Source organism: Fibrella aestuarina BUZ 2 (genome assembly GCF_000331105.1).
Classification (GTDB): Bacteria; Bacteroidota; Bacteroidia; order Cytophagales; family Spirosomataceae; genus Fibrella; species Fibrella aestuarina.
On the sequence record NC_020054.1, the window covers coordinates 4,536,970 to 4,553,454 of the forward strand.

Annotated in this window: 9 protein-coding genes; 3 read left to right on the forward strand and 6 right to left on the reverse strand. The window is 59.3% G+C overall.

The features are described 5' to 3' along the window. Nucleotides 1-6: 6 nt before the first annotated feature. The gene (locus tag FAES_RS18630; RefSeq protein WP_015332779.1) at nucleotides 7-1,704 is read right to left on the reverse strand and encodes a sodium:solute symporter family transporter; all 1,698 of its coding nucleotides are present in this window, start codon (nucleotides 1,702-1,704) and stop codon (nucleotides 7-9) included. 336 nt (nucleotides 1,705-2,040) lie between these two features. On the opposite strand from FAES_RS18630, the gene FAES_RS29150 reads away from it, so the two are divergent. Then, a complete protein-coding gene (locus FAES_RS29150) occupies nucleotides 2,041-4,776 on the forward strand; it encodes a PAS domain-containing sensor histidine kinase (protein WP_015332780.1) in 2,736 nt (911 codons plus the stop codon). Between the two features lie 27 nt (nucleotides 4,777-4,803). Here the strand turns inward: FAES_RS29150 and FAES_RS18640 are convergent, their stop codons facing one another. The 3 genes from FAES_RS18640 to FAES_RS18650 form a co-directional block, all read right to left on the reverse strand. Further along, nucleotides 4,804-5,775: an ADP-ribosylglycohydrolase family protein gene (locus FAES_RS18640; protein ID WP_015332781.1), complete on the reverse strand. Its 972-nt coding sequence runs from the start codon at nucleotides 5,773-5,775 to the stop codon at nucleotides 4,804-4,806. Between the two features lie 107 nt (nucleotides 5,776-5,882). After that, nucleotides 5,883-8,285, reverse strand: a complete 2,403-nt coding sequence (locus FAES_RS18645) for a penicillin acylase family protein (protein WP_015332782.1) — start codon at nucleotides 8,283-8,285, stop codon at nucleotides 5,883-5,885. Nucleotides 8,286-8,412: 127 nt separating this feature from the next. After that, complete coding sequence (locus FAES_RS18650) at nucleotides 8,413-9,252, reverse strand: AraC family transcriptional regulator (RefSeq protein ID WP_015332783.1); 840 nt, start codon at nucleotides 9,250-9,252, stop codon at nucleotides 8,413-8,415. A gap of 85 nt (nucleotides 9,253-9,337) precedes the next feature. Here FAES_RS18650 and FAES_RS18655 point away from each other — a divergent pair, with 85 nt between their 5' ends. Beyond that, on the forward strand, nucleotides 9,338-10,249 hold the full coding sequence (locus tag FAES_RS18655) for an SDR family oxidoreductase (RefSeq protein WP_015332784.1): 912 nt from the start codon (nucleotides 9,338-9,340) through the stop codon (nucleotides 10,247-10,249). Between the two features lie 23 nt (nucleotides 10,250-10,272). On the opposite strand, the gene fahA is transcribed toward FAES_RS18655, so the two are convergent. Further along, on the reverse strand, nucleotides 10,273-11,511 hold the full coding sequence (gene fahA / locus FAES_RS18660) for a fumarylacetoacetase (RefSeq protein ID WP_015332785.1): 1,239 nt from the start codon (nucleotides 11,509-11,511) through the stop codon (nucleotides 10,273-10,275). 123 nt (nucleotides 11,512-11,634) lie between these two features. Then, a complete protein-coding gene (locus tag FAES_RS18665; protein WP_015332786.1) occupies nucleotides 11,635-12,819 on the reverse strand; it encodes a homogentisate 1,2-dioxygenase in 1,185 nt (394 codons plus the stop codon). 243 nt (nucleotides 12,820-13,062) lie between these two features. Here FAES_RS18665 and FAES_RS18670 point away from each other — a divergent pair, with 243 nt between their 5' ends. After that, on the forward strand, nucleotides 13,063-16,482 hold the full coding sequence (locus FAES_RS18670) for a DUF7133 domain-containing protein (RefSeq protein ID WP_015332787.1): 3,420 nt from the start codon (nucleotides 13,063-13,065) through the stop codon (nucleotides 16,480-16,482). Nucleotides 16,483-16,485 lie beyond the last annotated feature (3 nt).

The following is a 16,485-nucleotide window of genomic DNA, read 5'->3' on the forward strand; positions in this document are numbered from 1 at the left end:
TTCCTCTTACCAGAACCGGACGTAGAGCATCGAGAACAGCACCAGAATCGCGACGATCATGGCAATGCTGGTGTTCGACAGCTTGAACATCGCGGCGTCGATCTCGAAGGCCTTCGGGTTGATCTTCGGACCGGCCAGACTCACCAGCACCATCAGGCCAACCGTCAGGAAGAACGACCAGCCCATCGCTACGAGGAATGGAATTTCGTAGGCACCCTTTCCGTTGGGAAATGCCGTGTACATGATCGTTTCGGGGCCGAAGAGTGCCGGCGCAAAGTTGTTGAACAGCAGTGCAAACCCGAAGCCCGCCAGGATACCGACGATAGCCGCCGGGCCGGTGGTACGCTTCCAGAAAAAGCCCAGAATGAAGATGGCGAAGATACCAGGGCTGATGTAGCCCGTGTACTTCTGGATGTAGGTAAAGCCGCCTTCACCACCAATGCCCAGGGCATCTTCCCAGGTGAAGATGATCGAGATGAGCATAGCCCCCAGAATGGCAAACCGGCCCACCCAAAGCTGCTTGCTTTCGCTGGCCCCCTTGTCGATGTATTTCTTGTAGATATCCAGCGTGAAGATCGTTGAGATGGAGTTGGCTTTACCCGCCAGCGAAGCCACGATCGCCGCCGTAAGCGCCGCCACCGAAACCCCTTTGAGGCCCGTAGGCAGGAATGTCAGCATCGCCGAATAGGCATTATCGCCCGACACGACACCATTCCGCAACATCTCGGCCTGAATACCGCCATTTTTGAAGATCACGTAGGCGGCAATACCCGGCAGCATCACAATAATCGGCATGAAAATCTTCAGGATGGCCGCGAAAAGAATACCCGTACGCGCCGTTTGCAGATCGGCACCCAGGGCCCGCTGCGTGATGTATTGGTTACAGCCCCAGTAGTTGAGGTTCACAACCCACTGCCCACCCAGGTACATGAGAATACCCGGCAGCGTGAGATAGCGGTTGATTTCGCCCTGCGACGCGCCGGGGCCGGGTTTCGGGAAAATCATGTGGAAGTGATCGTCGGCATCTTTCATCATGGCCCCCAAACCCGCTATGGCGCTGCTGCCCAGTCCGAAGGTTTCGCTCACCTTAGTTAGGGCCAGGTACGTAGTCACGAGCCCACCGATGATGAGCACCAGTACCTGAACCACGTCGGTGTAGCCAATCACTTTCATGCCACCCAGTGTAATGAAAACGGCGAATATGCTCAGCCCGATGACGATCACGTGAAACGAGTCGCCGCCGATCAGGTTACTCAGGGCCAGCGCCCCCAGAAACAGAATCGACGTCAGGTTCACGAAGACGTAGAGAAACAGCCAGAACACCGCCATAATCAAGCTCACAGTCTCGTTGTAGCGCGTGTTCAGGAACTGCGGCATGGTGTAAATCTTATTCTTCAGGTAGATCGGAATAAACCACACGGCCACGATAATGAGGCTGATCGCCGCCAGCCACTCGTATACGGCAATAGCCACCCCGAACCGGAACCCATCGCCCGACATGCCGATAAACTGCTCGGCGGAGATGTTAGAAGCAATGAGCGATGCCCCGATCGCCCACCAGGTCAAGGATCCTTCGGCCAGGAAGAAATCTTTGGTGTCCATGCTCGTGGTCTGTTTCCGTTTGTAGATCCAGTAGCCATAGGCCGAGACGCCGACAAAATAGAGCAGGAAAACGATGTAATCCGTTGTAACAAGTTGATTCATGTAAACTACGTGGCAGGTTTAGAACCGTAAGAGTTGATTTGTATTTAACGGGGTTAAAAATAGACTATCGTGACCAAAAGCTGCCTTTTTCTGCGCAAAAAGCCCACGATTATGACCAAGACTGGTTGAAGCCCGATAGGCAAAGGCAGAAAGGCCATGTTTCAACTCTATTCGGGAAAGAATTTCGTTAACAAACCTGCTCTTGTCTGTACCTTAGTAGCCATCAGCGATTATCCGACAACAGCTTGTTTCTGGTCCCATTTGATTGAAAATAGTCGTTGCCCTACGTCTTGACTTCGGATACACCTAACTTGCTGCTTCTTTTCCCCTTCCTTCATGAGAACCGTGTATTCGTCGGCCGACGAACTCTACGACGAACTGGCCTTTGCCATTGATGCGGCTGAACTGGGCGTTTGGGACCTCAACCCAGTCACTAACACCTTCAAGGGCAACGCACGGTTAAAAGAGTGGTTTGGCCTACGCCCCGACGATGATATTCCGCTCACGCTGGCGCTGGACGTGATTGCCCCCGCCGACCGGGAACGGGTCACCGAGGCCATCTGGCGGGCCATGCAGATCAGCTCAGGTGGGCAGTACGATACCGTCTATACCATCATTAATCCGCATACCAACGCGGAGCGGGTCGTGCGCGCCAAAGGCAAAGTCAAATTTGGGTCCGACAAGACGGCTCAGCGCTTTAACGGCATTTTGCAGGATATCACGGAGCAATACCGCATCGATCAGATCTGGCGCGAAAGCGAGGAACGCTTCCGGACCATGGCCGAAGGCACGGACGTGCTCATTGCCCTCGGCGACGAAACCAGCAATGCTACCTACTTCAACCGGGCCTGGACAGACCTGACGGGCCGGTCGATGAACGAGCTGATTGCTTTCGGCTGGGCCGACCTCATTCACCCCGACGACCGGGAGGCGTATGTCAACGTATACCTGTCGGCGTTTGCCAGGCGGGTGCCTTTTACGGGCGAGTTTCGGTTGCTGAGCAAAACGGGCGACTACCGCTGGCTGCTGGCCAATGGGCCAGTGCGCTTCCGGCCCGACGGCTCGTTTGCGGGCTACATCAGCTCGTGTGTCGACATCACCGACCGTAAACAGGCCGAAGAAGCCCTGCTCCTGAGCGAGCGCCGCTTCCGGTCGATTATCGAAGAGGCTTCGGTGGCGACGATGCTCTTTGTGGGCCCGAATCATTACATCGAGGTTGCCAACGAAACCATGATTCGCTACCTCGGCAAAGGCCCGTCCATCATTGGCAAGCCGCTCATTGAAGCACTGCCCGAACTGGACGATCAGCCGTTTATTCAGTTGCTGGATACGGTTTACTCGACCGGCGTTGCCTACGAAGCCCAGGCCGCCGAAGCGAAGCTGCTGGTTGACGGGCACTTGCAGACGTTTTATTTCACGTTTTCGTACAAGCCCCTGCGCGATGCCCGAGGTGAGGTGTATGGCATCCTCGACACGTCTGTTGACGTAACGGAACAGGTGCTAACCCAACGCGCGCTGGAGCGGAGTGAGCAGAACCTGCGCAGTGTCGTCGAGAGCGCCCCGTTCCCGATCGGCGTTTATGTGGGCCCCGAAAAGCGCGTTCAGCTTGCCAACCAGGCCATCATGGATGTGTGGGGCAAAGGCCGCGATGTGATTGGCACACGCTACACCGATCTGCTGCCTGAATTGCAGTACCAGGCCATTTTTAGCCAACTGGATCAGGTCTACACCACCGGCGTGGCGTTTCATGCCAAGAACCGACGGGTCGACCTGATCGTACACGGCGAGCCCAGGCCTTATTTTTTCAATTACAGCTTCACCCCCCTTTTCGACGGGGAGGGGCAGGTTTACGGGGTCATGAGTACCGCCGCCGACGTGACCGATCTGGCCCTTGCCAAGCAGCAGGTGGAGGAAACCGAAGCGGCCCTGCGCGGGGCGATCGAACTGGCCGAACTGGGGGCCTGGGAAATCGACGCCACCACCATGCAGATGACCTACTCAGACCGGATAAAAGGCTGGTTTGGCTTCGGCGACAATCAGGCGAAGGCCGACGCGGCCTACAGCCTTATCCACGAAACCGATCGGCTTCGGGTCGAGCAGGCCATCGTGGTTGCCCTCAGGCCCGGCTCATCGGGTGTGTTTGACGAAGAGTACACGCTTGTGGAGCGCTCAGGCTACGAGCGGATCATCCATGCGCACGGCAAGACCCTGTTTGACGAACAGGGCCAGCCCAAAAAGATCAGCGGTACGGCGCAGGACGTTACCGAGCAGCGCCGGATACAGCAGGCACTGGAACGGCAGGTGCAGGAACGTACCCAGCTGCTTCAGGCGCTGGTGCGCGACCTGGAACGCTCTAACGCCAATTTGCAGCAGTTTGCCTATGTGGCCTCACATGACCTCCAGGAGCCGCTGCGCAAAATCCGGTCCTTCGGCAATCTGCTCATCGACCAGTTTGGCGATCAGCTGGGCGACGGGGCCGACCTGCTCAGTCGCATGCAGGCCGCGGCCAGCCGGATGTCGGTGCTGATTCAGGACCTGCTCACCTTTTCGCGCATTTCGACCCGGCAGGAAACGGCCACGGCTGTCGAATTAAGCCAAACCATCCACACCGCCCTGGCGGATCTTGAGTTACGCATTCAGGAAACGGAGGCCGTCGTCGACGTTGATCAGCTCCCCACCGTGCAGGGCGACGCCTCCCAGTTGGGGCAGCTGTTTCAGAACCTGCTCAGCAACGCGCTGAAGTTCAACGTACCCAACCAGCGGCCCCACATCCAGGTACGTTCCCAAACGGTTGCCGCCGACCTGCTCCCCGCCGATGTGCGCCCAACGCGCCCAGCCTCGGCCTATTACCGCATCGATGTGACCGACAATGGCATCGGGTTCGAGGCCAAATACACCGACCGCATTTTCCAGGTGTTCCAGCGCCTCCACGGGCGGGGTCAGTACGAAGGAACGGGTATTGGTCTGGCCATCTGTGAGAAAGTGGCCGCTAACCACGGGGGGGCAATCACCGCGACCAGTCAGCCCAATCAGGGGGCCACGTTCAGTGTCTACCTGCCCGTTTGGTCGTAAGGGAGATTCATCGGTAGCGTTTGCTGGCTACAGGCGTTCGCTCAGGCGCTCGGCCAGGTCCTCGATGTCGGTGCGGCGGGCCAATACCGATAGCCACAGTTTGGGAATACTGCCCACGCCATAACGTAGCCCGGCCAGGCCGCCCGTAATGCTGCCGATGGTGTCGGTATCGCCACCCAGGTTGACGGCTTTCAACACCGCCTGCGTAAACGAATCGGTGGTCAGGAAACACCAGAGGCTGGCCTCCAGCGTGTGCACCACATACCCCGACGACTGAATATCCGACTCGTGACAATGGGCCAGCGGTTTGGCGGGTGCAGGCAGCGCCGGATGGTCCAGAATACGCTGGAAGTGCACGAGTTCCTCCGCGGGCGCAATGGCAAATTCATCGATGAACCCATTGACGGCCTCTTTCATCTGCGTAAAGGCCTTGTCTTTGTCGGGCTCGACAAGCAGGCATCGGGCCAGTTCAGTATAGATAAAGCAGGCCAGCACCGAACGTATATGCCCATGCGTAAGTGACGACACTTCGGTTACGAGCCGATACCGGTCGGAGATGGGGCGTTCATACAGGTAGAACACCAGCGGCAACAGGCGCATCAGCGACCCATTGCCATTGTCGGTCTCGGCGCGACCACCGGCCAGCGTCGGGGCTACGCCAAACCGTAGCTTGGTAATGGCCGTGCTGGTGGCCACGCCAATAGCAAACACGCGGCCACGGGCCGTCCAGTAGCCCCGGTCGCTCCAGTTGATAAACCGGTGCGCGATGTCGCTGAGGTCATAGCCCTTGCAGAGACTTTCGGCCAGGCAGAACGACAGCGAGCTGTTGTCCGACCAGGTGCCCGCTGGCTGATCGTGGGTGCCGTGCCCCTGCATGGTGGTGACGGGGCGTTGCTTCAGAAAGACCCGCCCCTGAAACTCGACGGGAACACCCAGCGCGTCTCCTACCGCTAACCCTAGTAACCCCGCCGTTATTTTGTTTAGTACAGGTTTATTCATCGTTTATCAACGGAACTTGCTGGCGGTGCCGTGCGTAGCGTGGTAGGTTACTAAGTACAACCAATAGCGGTAACCTCAGCCAGCGACTAATGACCAACGAGCTATTATCAGGGACGAATGGTTGCTCCAGGGCGCAGCACCTGCTTCAATTCTGTCACCTGCTCGATTTTCTTCTTCGAAAAGAAAACCGGAAAGTAGCCATTCTCGGCCCATAATGGAAACAGATCGCGGTAGTGCGGGCTATCGGGGTTGGCCGATTGGCCGGGGCTGTTGATACCCATCGTGCGGTCCCAGTCTTCGGTGTCGACCACGATCCGGAAGGTAGCGCCATGTTCCTGATTCAGGCCGCCACCCGTCACGTTGACGGTTTCGCTGTAGCCACCCCGCGCCACCGGCCCGAGGTTGATACGCCGTCGCTGCTCCTCACCAACCAGCTCGCTCAGGGCGTTGGTAAGGGTAATGTGTTTGTTGCGACGCTGCCCATACACCCAGGTTTCCATGTCGGGACCCAGCCGCCCACTCAGTTCCTGTACCGATTGCGTCAGGCAGGCGAGCAGCAGGCTATCGCGCCCGATGGGCCGGTTCAGGGCTAGTTGCGGCGATACGGCCCAGTCGAGGATGCGTTTCGTTGGGATGCTGCGCAGGTAGGGTCTGGCATCGGCGGGGATGGTGAGGTCGGCGAAGGCGCGGCGAAGGGCCGTTTCAAAACCCACGTAAATGGCCGCGGCTACCGACGAGGGAGCCAGTTCGTAGTTCCATTTGCGCAGGTAAGCCAGCGCCTGTTCGGTGGGTACGTCCTCCGAGGCCAGTGGCTCCAGCAGGGGCACCAGCGTACGGGCGGGCAGGGCTACGTAATCAGCTTGCAGGCGCATGAAATCGGGCAGCGTTTTGCGGCGCGAATCGGCCAGCACTTCCTCGATCCGCTGCGCCCGCGACGGTCCCGCCCACACCCAGCCGATGGCATTGCGGTGCAGAAAATCGACCGGCGTAAGGTTGTTGTTGGCCGTGACGATGTAGCCCGACGCGGGGTTCTCGCTGTGGGGTAGTTGCGCAATGGGCAGGTAGCCCGACCACTCGAAGCGGCCATCGCCCGGTACCGGCACCAGCCCCGTCCAGTTTTTGCGGACTGGTGCCAACCCCACCGCCTGCCAGCCGATGTTCCCTTTAGGGTCGGCCCAGACCATGTTTTCGCCCGGCACCCGACTGGCCAGACACGCCTGCCGGAACTCGGCCCACGACCGTGCCTGATTCATGCGCAGACTGGCCAGGTAGGGCGAACAGCCGGGTTCGCGCCAGCCCGCCCGCACGGCGTAGGCCCGGTGCGCCTTGCCGTCTTCAAACACCACGGGGCCGTGGCGGGTGTACTTCAGCGTGACGGTCTGTGCGGACTGGCCTTTCACCGGAATCGTTTCGCGCAGGGTGCGCATGGGTTCCCAGCGGCCCTTGTAGCGGTACTGATTCGGGTTGGCCGGGTTGGTTTCGTAGACGTACAAATCTTCGTTGTCGGTGTCGAAGATGGTCAGGCCCCAGGCTCCGTAGTCGTTGTGGCCAATGGAAATACCCGGCAGTGTGGGTTCGCCCGCCCCGATTACGTTCCAGCCCGGCGCATTCAGGTGCGCCCAGTAGCGCAACGACGGCACCGACTGCGCCCGGTGTGGGTCGTTGGCCAGCATGGGATACCCACTCGCCGATTTGCTGCCCGACACCACCCAGTTGTTAGAGCCGACAAATTGTTTCTCGGCCTCGAACCAGGCATCAATCTCCTGCTGCCGCTGTTGGCGCAGGGCTTCGTCTTCCATCGTCACGCCCATCGATTTATCGGATTTGCTGAACCGGATGGGCAGACGAAACGCTTCGTACAATTCCAGAATAGGCTGCATCAGTCCCTTGCCGTCCACGTGCAGCGTCAGGTCGGGATCGTTGGCTTTTGTTTTGGGGTGAAACCACTGTAGCATCCGCAGGCTATCCGCCCCGATCAAATGCACCAGCCGACCGTAGTTCAGTTCGTCGCGGATGTTGCTGAGCAGGCCCTGATGCCGGCTGATCACCACCTCGGGCGTCCAGAGGCCGGGGCGGGTATTCAGCGTTTTAAACTCAAACGGCAGTTTCTCCGGCGTCTGGTTGATCTGCGTCACGTAGGCGTTGATGCCCGCCACAAACGCCCGCACGATCAGGCTACCGTGGGGATGGTAGTGGTTCAGCTCGGCGTCGAGGTTAGTGGTCCGAAACTTGAACAGCCGCGTGCCGATGTCGCGTTTCAGTTCCTGCGGGCCCAGCAGTTCGGCTACGGTGCCGGTCGCCTGCCGCCGCCATAGCTCGAGCTGAAACAGCCGGTCCTGCGCCGCCAGATAGCCCTGTGCAAAGAACAGATCGTGTTCGTTTTTGGCGTAAATGTGATTGACGCCCCATTGGTCACGAAGTACCTCGACGGGTTGGTTGAGCCCTTTGACGGTCAGGGGCTGGGCGTAGGAAGCCGTCGTAAGCAGCACTAGAACAAAAAGTAAGCGCATAATGGCAGGAATTAGGGGCGGCGGTTGGTGATCGATGCGTTTAGTACTAGAAACTCTCAGACAGGCAGGTTGTCTACCCAACGAGCAACGAATGCGAACAAAGTAAAGTCGTGTCCTGCCAACGCCCCTAATAAAACTTCCCACGTCGGGCGACGCACAACCCACCGCGAGCGAGTTCGGCCAGGAAACGGCGCGGCGACAGGCCCAGGAAGTACTGAAAGTCGCGGGATAGATGCGGCTGATCGTAATAGCCGAACTCCGTGACCAGTGCCTGCCAGTCAACTGCCGACGGCCGGGCTTCCATCAAGCGGTCGATCAGCTTTCGGAAGCGCAGAAAGCGGGTCAGTTCTTTTGCCGAGTATCCCAGATGCGTTTTCATGCGCTGCTGTACACTTCGGGGCGTGAGTTGCCTATCGCCCGCCATGCCTTTAACCGGATCAACAGCTGTTGTCTCAAAATAGCCCACGTCGGCGGGCATTCGTCTCGTCACGTCGTCGGCTGGCATCAGCTGGGTCAGCGCATAGGCATTGACGTGGCTGATGCGCTCATACAGCGTGGGCCGGTTAGCTAACTCCTCCCATAACGAAACCAGCGTGACTGACTCGAGTTGCGGACTGGTTAATCGGATGTCAGCCATGCCCGTTTTCAACTGATGGCCCATCAACCGATAGAAGCCATTGAGCGTAAACACAACGACCATCAGGTCGGCACCAGGCCGCACCTCGTACGCCAGCGTTTTATCCAGAGGCCCAATAATCGCAGTGTGGTGAATAGAGAAAGCCTGCCCCCCTAGCCGGATGGGTACGTCCGTTCCGAAGTTGAAACCAACCAGCATCTCGTAATTGGGCAGTAGCTGCTGAACGACAGGCTGAGCCTCGGCATCGTGCCGGACGGCGTACACGTGCCGAAAGACCGCTTCCAATGGCGGTATGGCATCGACAATGGCCGTAAACGTAGGGGCTTGCATTTCGTTTTCGTACAAGTTTGGGGGGCGCTGTCTAAGGACTTTTGTCTGACCGATCGGAGACTATAACGCCTGATTGGTACGACTCATGATTACAACCACAAAAACCGGGTCACTCGTCACCCCGCCGAGCCAACGACCCACCGTATTAATTACCGGTGCGACCGGTACCATCGGCACGGCACTCTGCCAGACCCTCAGCAACCGGGGCGTTCCCTTCCGGGCGATGGTCCGTCGACCCGAAAGGGCCAGCGACCTGGCCACCCTGCCCGGTGCCACCGTGGTGGCGGGCGATTTTGACGACCCGTCCTCACTGGCCACGGCGCTCAACGGTATGGAGCAGGCTTTTTTATTAACACCCTCGTCGGCTCAGGCTGAAGCGCAACAACTCCACTTTGTCGAAGAAGCCCGGAAAGCGGGCGTTCAGCACCTGGTTAAACTATCTCAATTGGCGGCAGATGCTCATTCACCGGTTCGTTTTCTGCGCTACCATGCTGTTGTGGAGAACGCCATTCAGGCGAGCGGGCTGACGTACACGTTTCTGCGGCCCAACCTCTTTATGCAGGGGCTGCTCGGCTTTCGCGACCTGATTCGGCAGCAGGGCGCCCTGTTTGCCCCTATTAATGACGCCAGCGTCAGCCTCATCGATATCCGCGACATTGCCGACGTGGCCGCTACGGTACTCACCCAACCCGGCCATGCGAATCAGACCTACACGTTGACCGGTCCCCAGTCGCTCACCCACGCCGACTTGGCCAATGCGTTGGGGCAGGCGCTGCATCGGTCAGTACAGTTTGTTTACATCCCGGGCGAGGTGATGCATCAGGAATTGCTCAAGGCCGGTTTCATCGACTGGCAGGCCACCGGGTTGGTCGAGGATTATGCGCACTACAGCCGGGGCGAAGCCGCCGCGGTGACCGATACCGTCGCGGCGATTACCGGTCATCCCGCTCGCCCATTCGCCCAGTTTGCCGCGGACTATGCCGACTGGTTCAGGTGAAGCTGTACCGGAAGGCGCAGCCGTTACAGTACCGTTCCCGTTACCTCGCCAAAACCGACGCGGTGGTCGCCTTCACCCGCCCAGCCCCGGAACGTGACCGTATCGCCGTCCTCCAAAAAGGTGCGCTTGCTACCGTCGGCCAACGTAAGGGGTTCGGCACCACCCCACGACAATTCGAGCAGCGACCCCCACGATGACCGGTCGGGGCCGGAGATGGTGCCGGATGCCATCAGATCACCCACGCGGAGGTTACAGCCGTTGATGGTATGGTGCGCCAGTTGCTGCGCCTGCGACCAGTATAAAAACCGCTGATTGGAGCGGGAAATGACGGTTGTAACGTCAGCCGGATCGGTCAGTTCGACCGTCAGATTGATGTCGAAATTGGGCAATGGGTTGGGGTCGTGCAGGTACGGTAGCGGTTCGGGCTCCTGCACGTACCCAGCCACCCGAAACGGGGCCAACGCCTCTATCGTGACCACCCAGGGCGACACCGACGAAGCGAAACTTTTACCCAGAAACGGCCCGAGCGGCACGTACTCCCATTGCTGAATATCGCGCGCCGACCAGTCGTTGAACAGCACCATGCCGAAGGCGTGCTCATCAAAATCACCGGGAGTTACCGACGTACCCAACGCCGTGTCTTTCCCAACGATGAACGCCGTTTCCAGCTCGAAATCGAGTCGTTGGCTCGGTCCGAAAACGGGTTGATCTACCCCTTTTGGCAGGCGCTGCCCCTGTGGTCGCCGGATGGACGTACCTGACACCACCACCGACGACGCCCGGCCGTGGTAGCCCACCGGAAGGTGGCGCCAGTTGGGCAACAGCGCATTGGCTGGATCGCGAAACATCTTGCCGACGTTGCTGGCGTGGTCGATGCTCGAATAAAAATCGGTATAGTCGCCAATTTGAACGGGCATGTGCATCGTTGCGTCGGCCTGCGCCACCAGCGCGTGTTGGGCATTAGCTTTCAGCCGTGACGCCGGATCGCTCAGTTCGGTTTGCAGCACCCGACGTACCTGCTGCCAGATGGTTCGCCCCAGCCGAATAAAATCGTTCAGGTACGGTTGGCTGAAAACCGACCGCTGGGCCTTGGTCAGGCAGGTATCGAACGTACCCAGCTGGGCCGCCACCGCCATATCGATGATCTGGTCGCCAATGGCCACGCCCACACGCGGCTGGGTACGTTGCGCCGTGCTGAACACGCCATACGGCAGGTTATGGATTGAAAAATCAGAATCAGCAGGAATGGGTAGCCAGGGCATATGATAAAGCAGGGCATATGATAAAGAGTGAAAGAGTGAAAGAGTGAATGAGCGAAAGAGTGAATGAGCAAAAGGGCTTGACGCAACCCTACAACTCTTTCACTCTTTCGCTCATTCACTCTTTCACTCCTCCGTCCACGATTGAAAATAGATGCCGTCGTCGATGCCCATCGCCTGGGTGGTGAGGCGCAGCGGGCGGAAGGTGTCGACCATCACGGCGAGTTCGTCGGTACCGGTTTTACCGATGCTGCGCTCCATTGCGCCGGGATGCGGCCCGTGCGGAATGCCACCGGGATGCAGCGTCAGCACGCCAGGCCCGATGCCGTTGCGCGACATGAAATTGCCATCGACGTAATACAGCACCTCGTCGGAGTCGATGTTGCTGTGGTTGTAGGGAGCCGGAATCGCCTGCGGGTGGTAATCGAACAGGCGCGGCACAAACGAGCAGATCACGCAGGCTTTCGTCTCGAACGTCTGATGCACCGGCGGCGGCTGATGGATGCGCCCCGTAATCGGCTCAAAATCATGAATCGAGAGGGCGTACGGGAAATTGTAACCGTCCCAGCCGACCACGTCGAACGGATGCGTCGCATACACGAGCGTATGCAGAATGCCCTCTTTTTTGATCTTGATCACGAAGTCGCCGGTTTCGTCGTGCGTTTCGAGGTCCTGCGGTAGCCGGAAGTCGCGCTCGCAGTAGGGCGAGTGTTCCAGTTGCTGCCCGAACCAGTTGCGGTAGCGCTTGGGCGTGTAAATCGGCGACGTCGATTCCAGGTAAAACAGCCGATTGTCGGCCGCGTTGCCCGTCTCGTTACCCATTGGGGTAAACTGAATCTGGTAGATCATGCCGCGCGGAATGAGCACGTAATCGCCCGGCACGAAGGGGATGTTGCCCAGCAGCGTCCGCAACGTACCCGAGCCCCGGTGCACAAACAGCAGTTCGTCGGCGTCGGCGTTTTTGTAGAAATAGTCGGTCAGCGATTGCCGGGGTGCGGCCACGCCCACCACCACGTCGTTATTGACCAACAGCGGCGTGCGACTTTGCAGAAAATCATCAGCCGGGGGTACGTCAAACCCGATCAGCTTGCGTGATTGGATGTTGTGCTCCACGGCCAGTTGCGGGCGCAGGTCCACCGTATCCAGCACGGCCTTCACCTGCGTAGGCCGGTGCAGGTGGTACAGCAGCGACGACATGCCATCGAAGCCAACCGTACCGAAGAGCTGTTCGTAATAATAAGCACCCTCAGGACTCTTGAAGATCGTGTGCCGTTTAGGGGGCAACGTACCCAGTCGATGATAGAGCGGCATGGCGGTTCGTTGATGAATTAGTTGTCAAAGCAACAAATTTATCCCGGTTTTGTCATAGAACAACAAGCCTGCGTTATAAATCGATTAACAGGGCATTCGCTTTCTTTCACGAATGTGCGCTGCGGGGTTCATCGGCCCCTTTATGCATTGGTAAAAAGTGCACCCAATGGCCTTTAGCTCCTAGTGTCCCGGGCGGTTACCAAAAGGCCGCCCGCATGGCCAACTGCTTAACGGGTTCTTTACATGAAACAACACCGCATACGGGTCTTTACCCGCAAGCACGCGCTCTGGTCGGCAGGCCTGGTTACGCTGCTGGGTTTGGCTGGCTACCAACAGTCCATTGCGCCCATTGACAAGCGCATCAAACGGCTGGCGCCCGACAAGGCCGTCCGCATGGCCAAAGCCATCGAAGCTACGGTCACCCCCCAATTGGCACCGGGCCTGACCCTCAAGCTGTGGGGCGTCGATTCGCTCGTGTCTGACCCCATCGGCATCGACGTCGACGACAAGGGGCGGCTTTATTACAATAGGACCAACCGCCAGAAAAACTCGGAGTTCGACATTCGCGGGCATCAGGACTGGGAAATCGAGTCGATCCGGTTGCAGACGGTTGAAGATCGGCGGGCGTTTCTGCGGAAGGTGCTCGCTCCGGCCAACAGCGCCAAAAACGAGTGGCTGAAAGACGTAAACGGCGATGGCTCGCACGACTGGCGCGACCTGACCGTGGAGCGCGAAGACGTATTCCGGCTGGAAGACACCAACGGCGATGGCGTAGCCGATCAGTCGAAGCTGGTGACCAGCGATTTCCACGAAGAAATCACCGACGTGGCCGGTGGCGTAATGGCCCACGGCAACGACGTGTATGTGGCCGTGGCGCCCGACCTGTGGCGGCTGCGCGACAAGAATGGCGATGGTATTGCCGACGAAAAAACGTCGATCTCGCATGGCTACGGCGTACACGTCGGCTTCAGCGGCCACGGCATGTCGGGCATCGAGATGGGCCCTGACGGTAAGATTTACTGGCAGATCGGCGACATCGGGTTCTCGGGCAAAGGCCCCGACGGCAAAAAGTGGGAACACCCCAACAGCGGCGTGATTGTGCGGGCCAACCCCGACGGCTCCGACTTCGAGGTGTTTGCCTATGGCGTCCGGAATACGCACGAGTTTGTGTTTGACGAATACGGTAACCTCATCAGCGAAGACAACGACGGCGACCACCCCGGCGAGAAAGAACGGCTGGTGTACATCGTCGACGGCTCAGATACGGGCTGGCGGAGCAACTGGCAGTATGGCAAATACCGCGATCCGCTCAACAACACCTACAAGGTTTGGATGGACGAGAATATGTTCAAGCCCAAATTTGAGGGGCAGGCGGCCTACATCACCCCCACCATTGCCAACTACGTGAGTGGTCCGGCGGGCATGAAATACAACCCCGGCACGGCACTGGGGCCGCAATACAAGAACACGTTCTTCCTGGCCGAGTTTATCGGCAGCCCCACCAACTCCGGCATTCACGCCTTCAAGCTGAAACCCAAAGGCGCCGGTTTTGAACTGGGCGAAACGAAGAAGATCGTCGGCGGCGTGCTGGCCACAGGCATCGACTTTGGTCCCGACGGCTCGCTCTACGTGGCCGACTGGATCAACGGCTGGGACACCAAAAACTATGGCCGTATCTGGAAGATGGACGTGCAGGGCGGGGCCGCCTTCGAAGAACGGCAACGCACGAAAGCCCTGCTGGCGGCCGATTTCCGGCCCCGCACCGCCGCCAGCCTGGGTACGTTGCTGAGCAACCCCGACATGCGGGTACGTCAGAAAGCGCAGTTTGAACTGGCCCGCCGGGGTGCAGCCAGCCTCCCTATTTTCCAGCAGGCGATTGGGCAGAAGGCCAACCAACTGGCGCGCATTCACGGCATCTGGGGCATCAGTCAACTGGCGCGCCAGAGCAAAACGCACGCAAAACTGCTACTCCCCCTGCTGACCGACAGCGACCCCGAAATTCGGGCGCAGGCCGCCCGCTGGCTCGGCGATGTGCGCTATGCGGAGGCCGGTTCGGCCCTGCTGCCGCTGCTCACCGACGATAACAGCCGGACGCGGTTCTTTGCCGCCGAAGCCCTGGGTCGTATTGCCTACGAACCCGCCATTCAGCCGCTGATTAAACTGCTGGAGGAGAACAACGACGAAGACGCCTACCTGCGCCACGGGGCGAGCCTCGCCCTGGCCCGGATTGGGAAAGCCGACCCGCTCATTTCGCTGGCCAACCATAAGTCGAAGGCCGTTCGGGTGGGAGCCGTGGTGGCGCTGCGTCGCATGCAAAGCCCCGGCATTGCCTCGTTCCTGAACGACAAAGACGAGTTTGTGGTGACCGAAGCCGCCCGCGGTATCAACGACGACCTCTCGATTCCCGCCGCGCTGCCCGCCCTGGCTAAGTTGCTCCAGACCACTAAATTCAGTAACGAAGCGCTCATCCGCCGGGCCATCAACGCCAACATGCGCGTGGGTACACCCGAGGCCATGCAGACGCTGATCGGCTATTTCCAGGGCACGGGTAACCCCGCCGCCATGCGGGCCGAGGCGATGGACGCCCTCAGCACCTGGGCCAAGCCGTCGGTGCTCGACCGGGTTGACGGACGTTATCGGGGGGCCGTCGAGCGTGACCTGGCACCCGTTCGGACTGCGACGGCCTCGGCCTATACTGGCGCGCTGACGCAGTCGGAGCGGCAGGTACGTCTCAGCGCCATTTCGGCCATTCGTCGGCTGGGCATTTCGTCGGCCGATGAAGCGATGGCCAAGCTGGTATCGACAGACGCCGATCCGGCGGTTCGGGAAGCGGCCCTGCGCGGACTGGCTTCGCTGAACGCCCCGCAACTGAATGCCGCCATTGAAACGGCCCTTGCTGACAAAGCGCGTGAGGTACGGGTGGCGGGGCTTGACCTGCTCGGGAAAGCCGCCATGCCGAAAGAGCAGATGGTACGCCTGCTGACCAACGTACTCGATAACGGCCCGATTGAAGAAAAGCAGGCAGCCCTGCTGACGCTGGGTACGTTGCCCGCCGCCAATTCGCAGCCCGTTTTCGACAAACTGCTTAGCTCGATGCAGGCCGGTACGTTGTCGCCCGAGTTGTATCTGGAACTGGAGGAAGCCATCGAGAGCAGCAAATCGGCGGCGCTGACGGCCCGCTACAAAAGCCTCAGCGGGCAACTGTCCGACGCCGACGCGTTTAAAGGGAGCCTGATGGGCGGTGTGGCCGACAAAGGGCGCCGCATTTTCTTCCGGCACCCAACGGCGCAGTGTATCCGCTGCCACTCGTACAACGATCAGGGCGGCAATGCAGGGCCACGGCTCAACGGCGTTGCTGGCCGTCTCACCCGCGAACAACTGCTCGAAGCGGTCATCAACCCCAGCGCCCGGCTCGCACCCGGCTATGGTACAGTGTCGGTGACGCTGAAAGATGGCAAGTCGCTGTCGGGTATTCTGGCGGGCGAGACCGATAAAGAGCTTCAGATCAAGATAGGCAACGACCCGGCTCGGACCATCGCGAAAGACCAGATTGCCAAGCGCACTAACGATCCGTCGAGTATGCCGGAGATGAAATACCTGCTCACGAAACGCGAAATCCGCGACGTGGTCAGCTTCCTCTCGACGCTGAAAGACGAGCATTGATCA

Bases quoted from the DNA above. Each gene is read 5' to 3' on its own strand.
- FAES_RS29150 (WP_015332780.1), top strand. From the start codon at position 2,041: ATGAGAACCGTGTATTCGTCGGCCGACGAACTCTACGACGAACTGGCC.
- FAES_RS18630 (WP_015332779.1), bottom strand. From the start codon at position 1,704: ATGAATCAACTTGTTACAACGGATTACATCGTTTTCCTGCTCTATTTT.
- FAES_RS18650 (WP_015332783.1), bottom strand. From the start codon at position 9,252: ATGCAAGCCCCTACGTTTACGGCCATTGTCGATGCCATACCGCCATTG.
- FAES_RS18670 (WP_015332787.1), top strand. From the start codon at position 13,063: ATGAAACAACACCGCATACGGGTCTTTACCCGCAAGCACGCGCTCTGG.
- FAES_RS18640 (WP_015332781.1), bottom strand. From the start codon at position 5,775: ATGAATAAACCTGTACTAAACAAAATAACGGCGGGGTTACTAGGGTTA.
- FAES_RS18645 (WP_015332782.1), bottom strand. From the start codon at position 8,285: ATGCGCTTACTTTTTGTTCTAGTGCTGCTTACGACGGCTTCCTACGCC.
- fahA (WP_015332785.1), bottom strand. From the start codon at position 11,511: ATGCCCTGGCTACCCATTCCTGCTGATTCTGATTTTTCAATCCATAAC.
- FAES_RS18665 (WP_015332786.1), bottom strand. From the start codon at position 12,819: ATGCCGCTCTATCATCGACTGGGTACGTTGCCCCCTAAACGGCACACG.
- FAES_RS18655 (WP_015332784.1), top strand. From the start codon at position 9,338: ATGATTACAACCACAAAAACCGGGTCACTCGTCACCCCGCCGAGCCAA.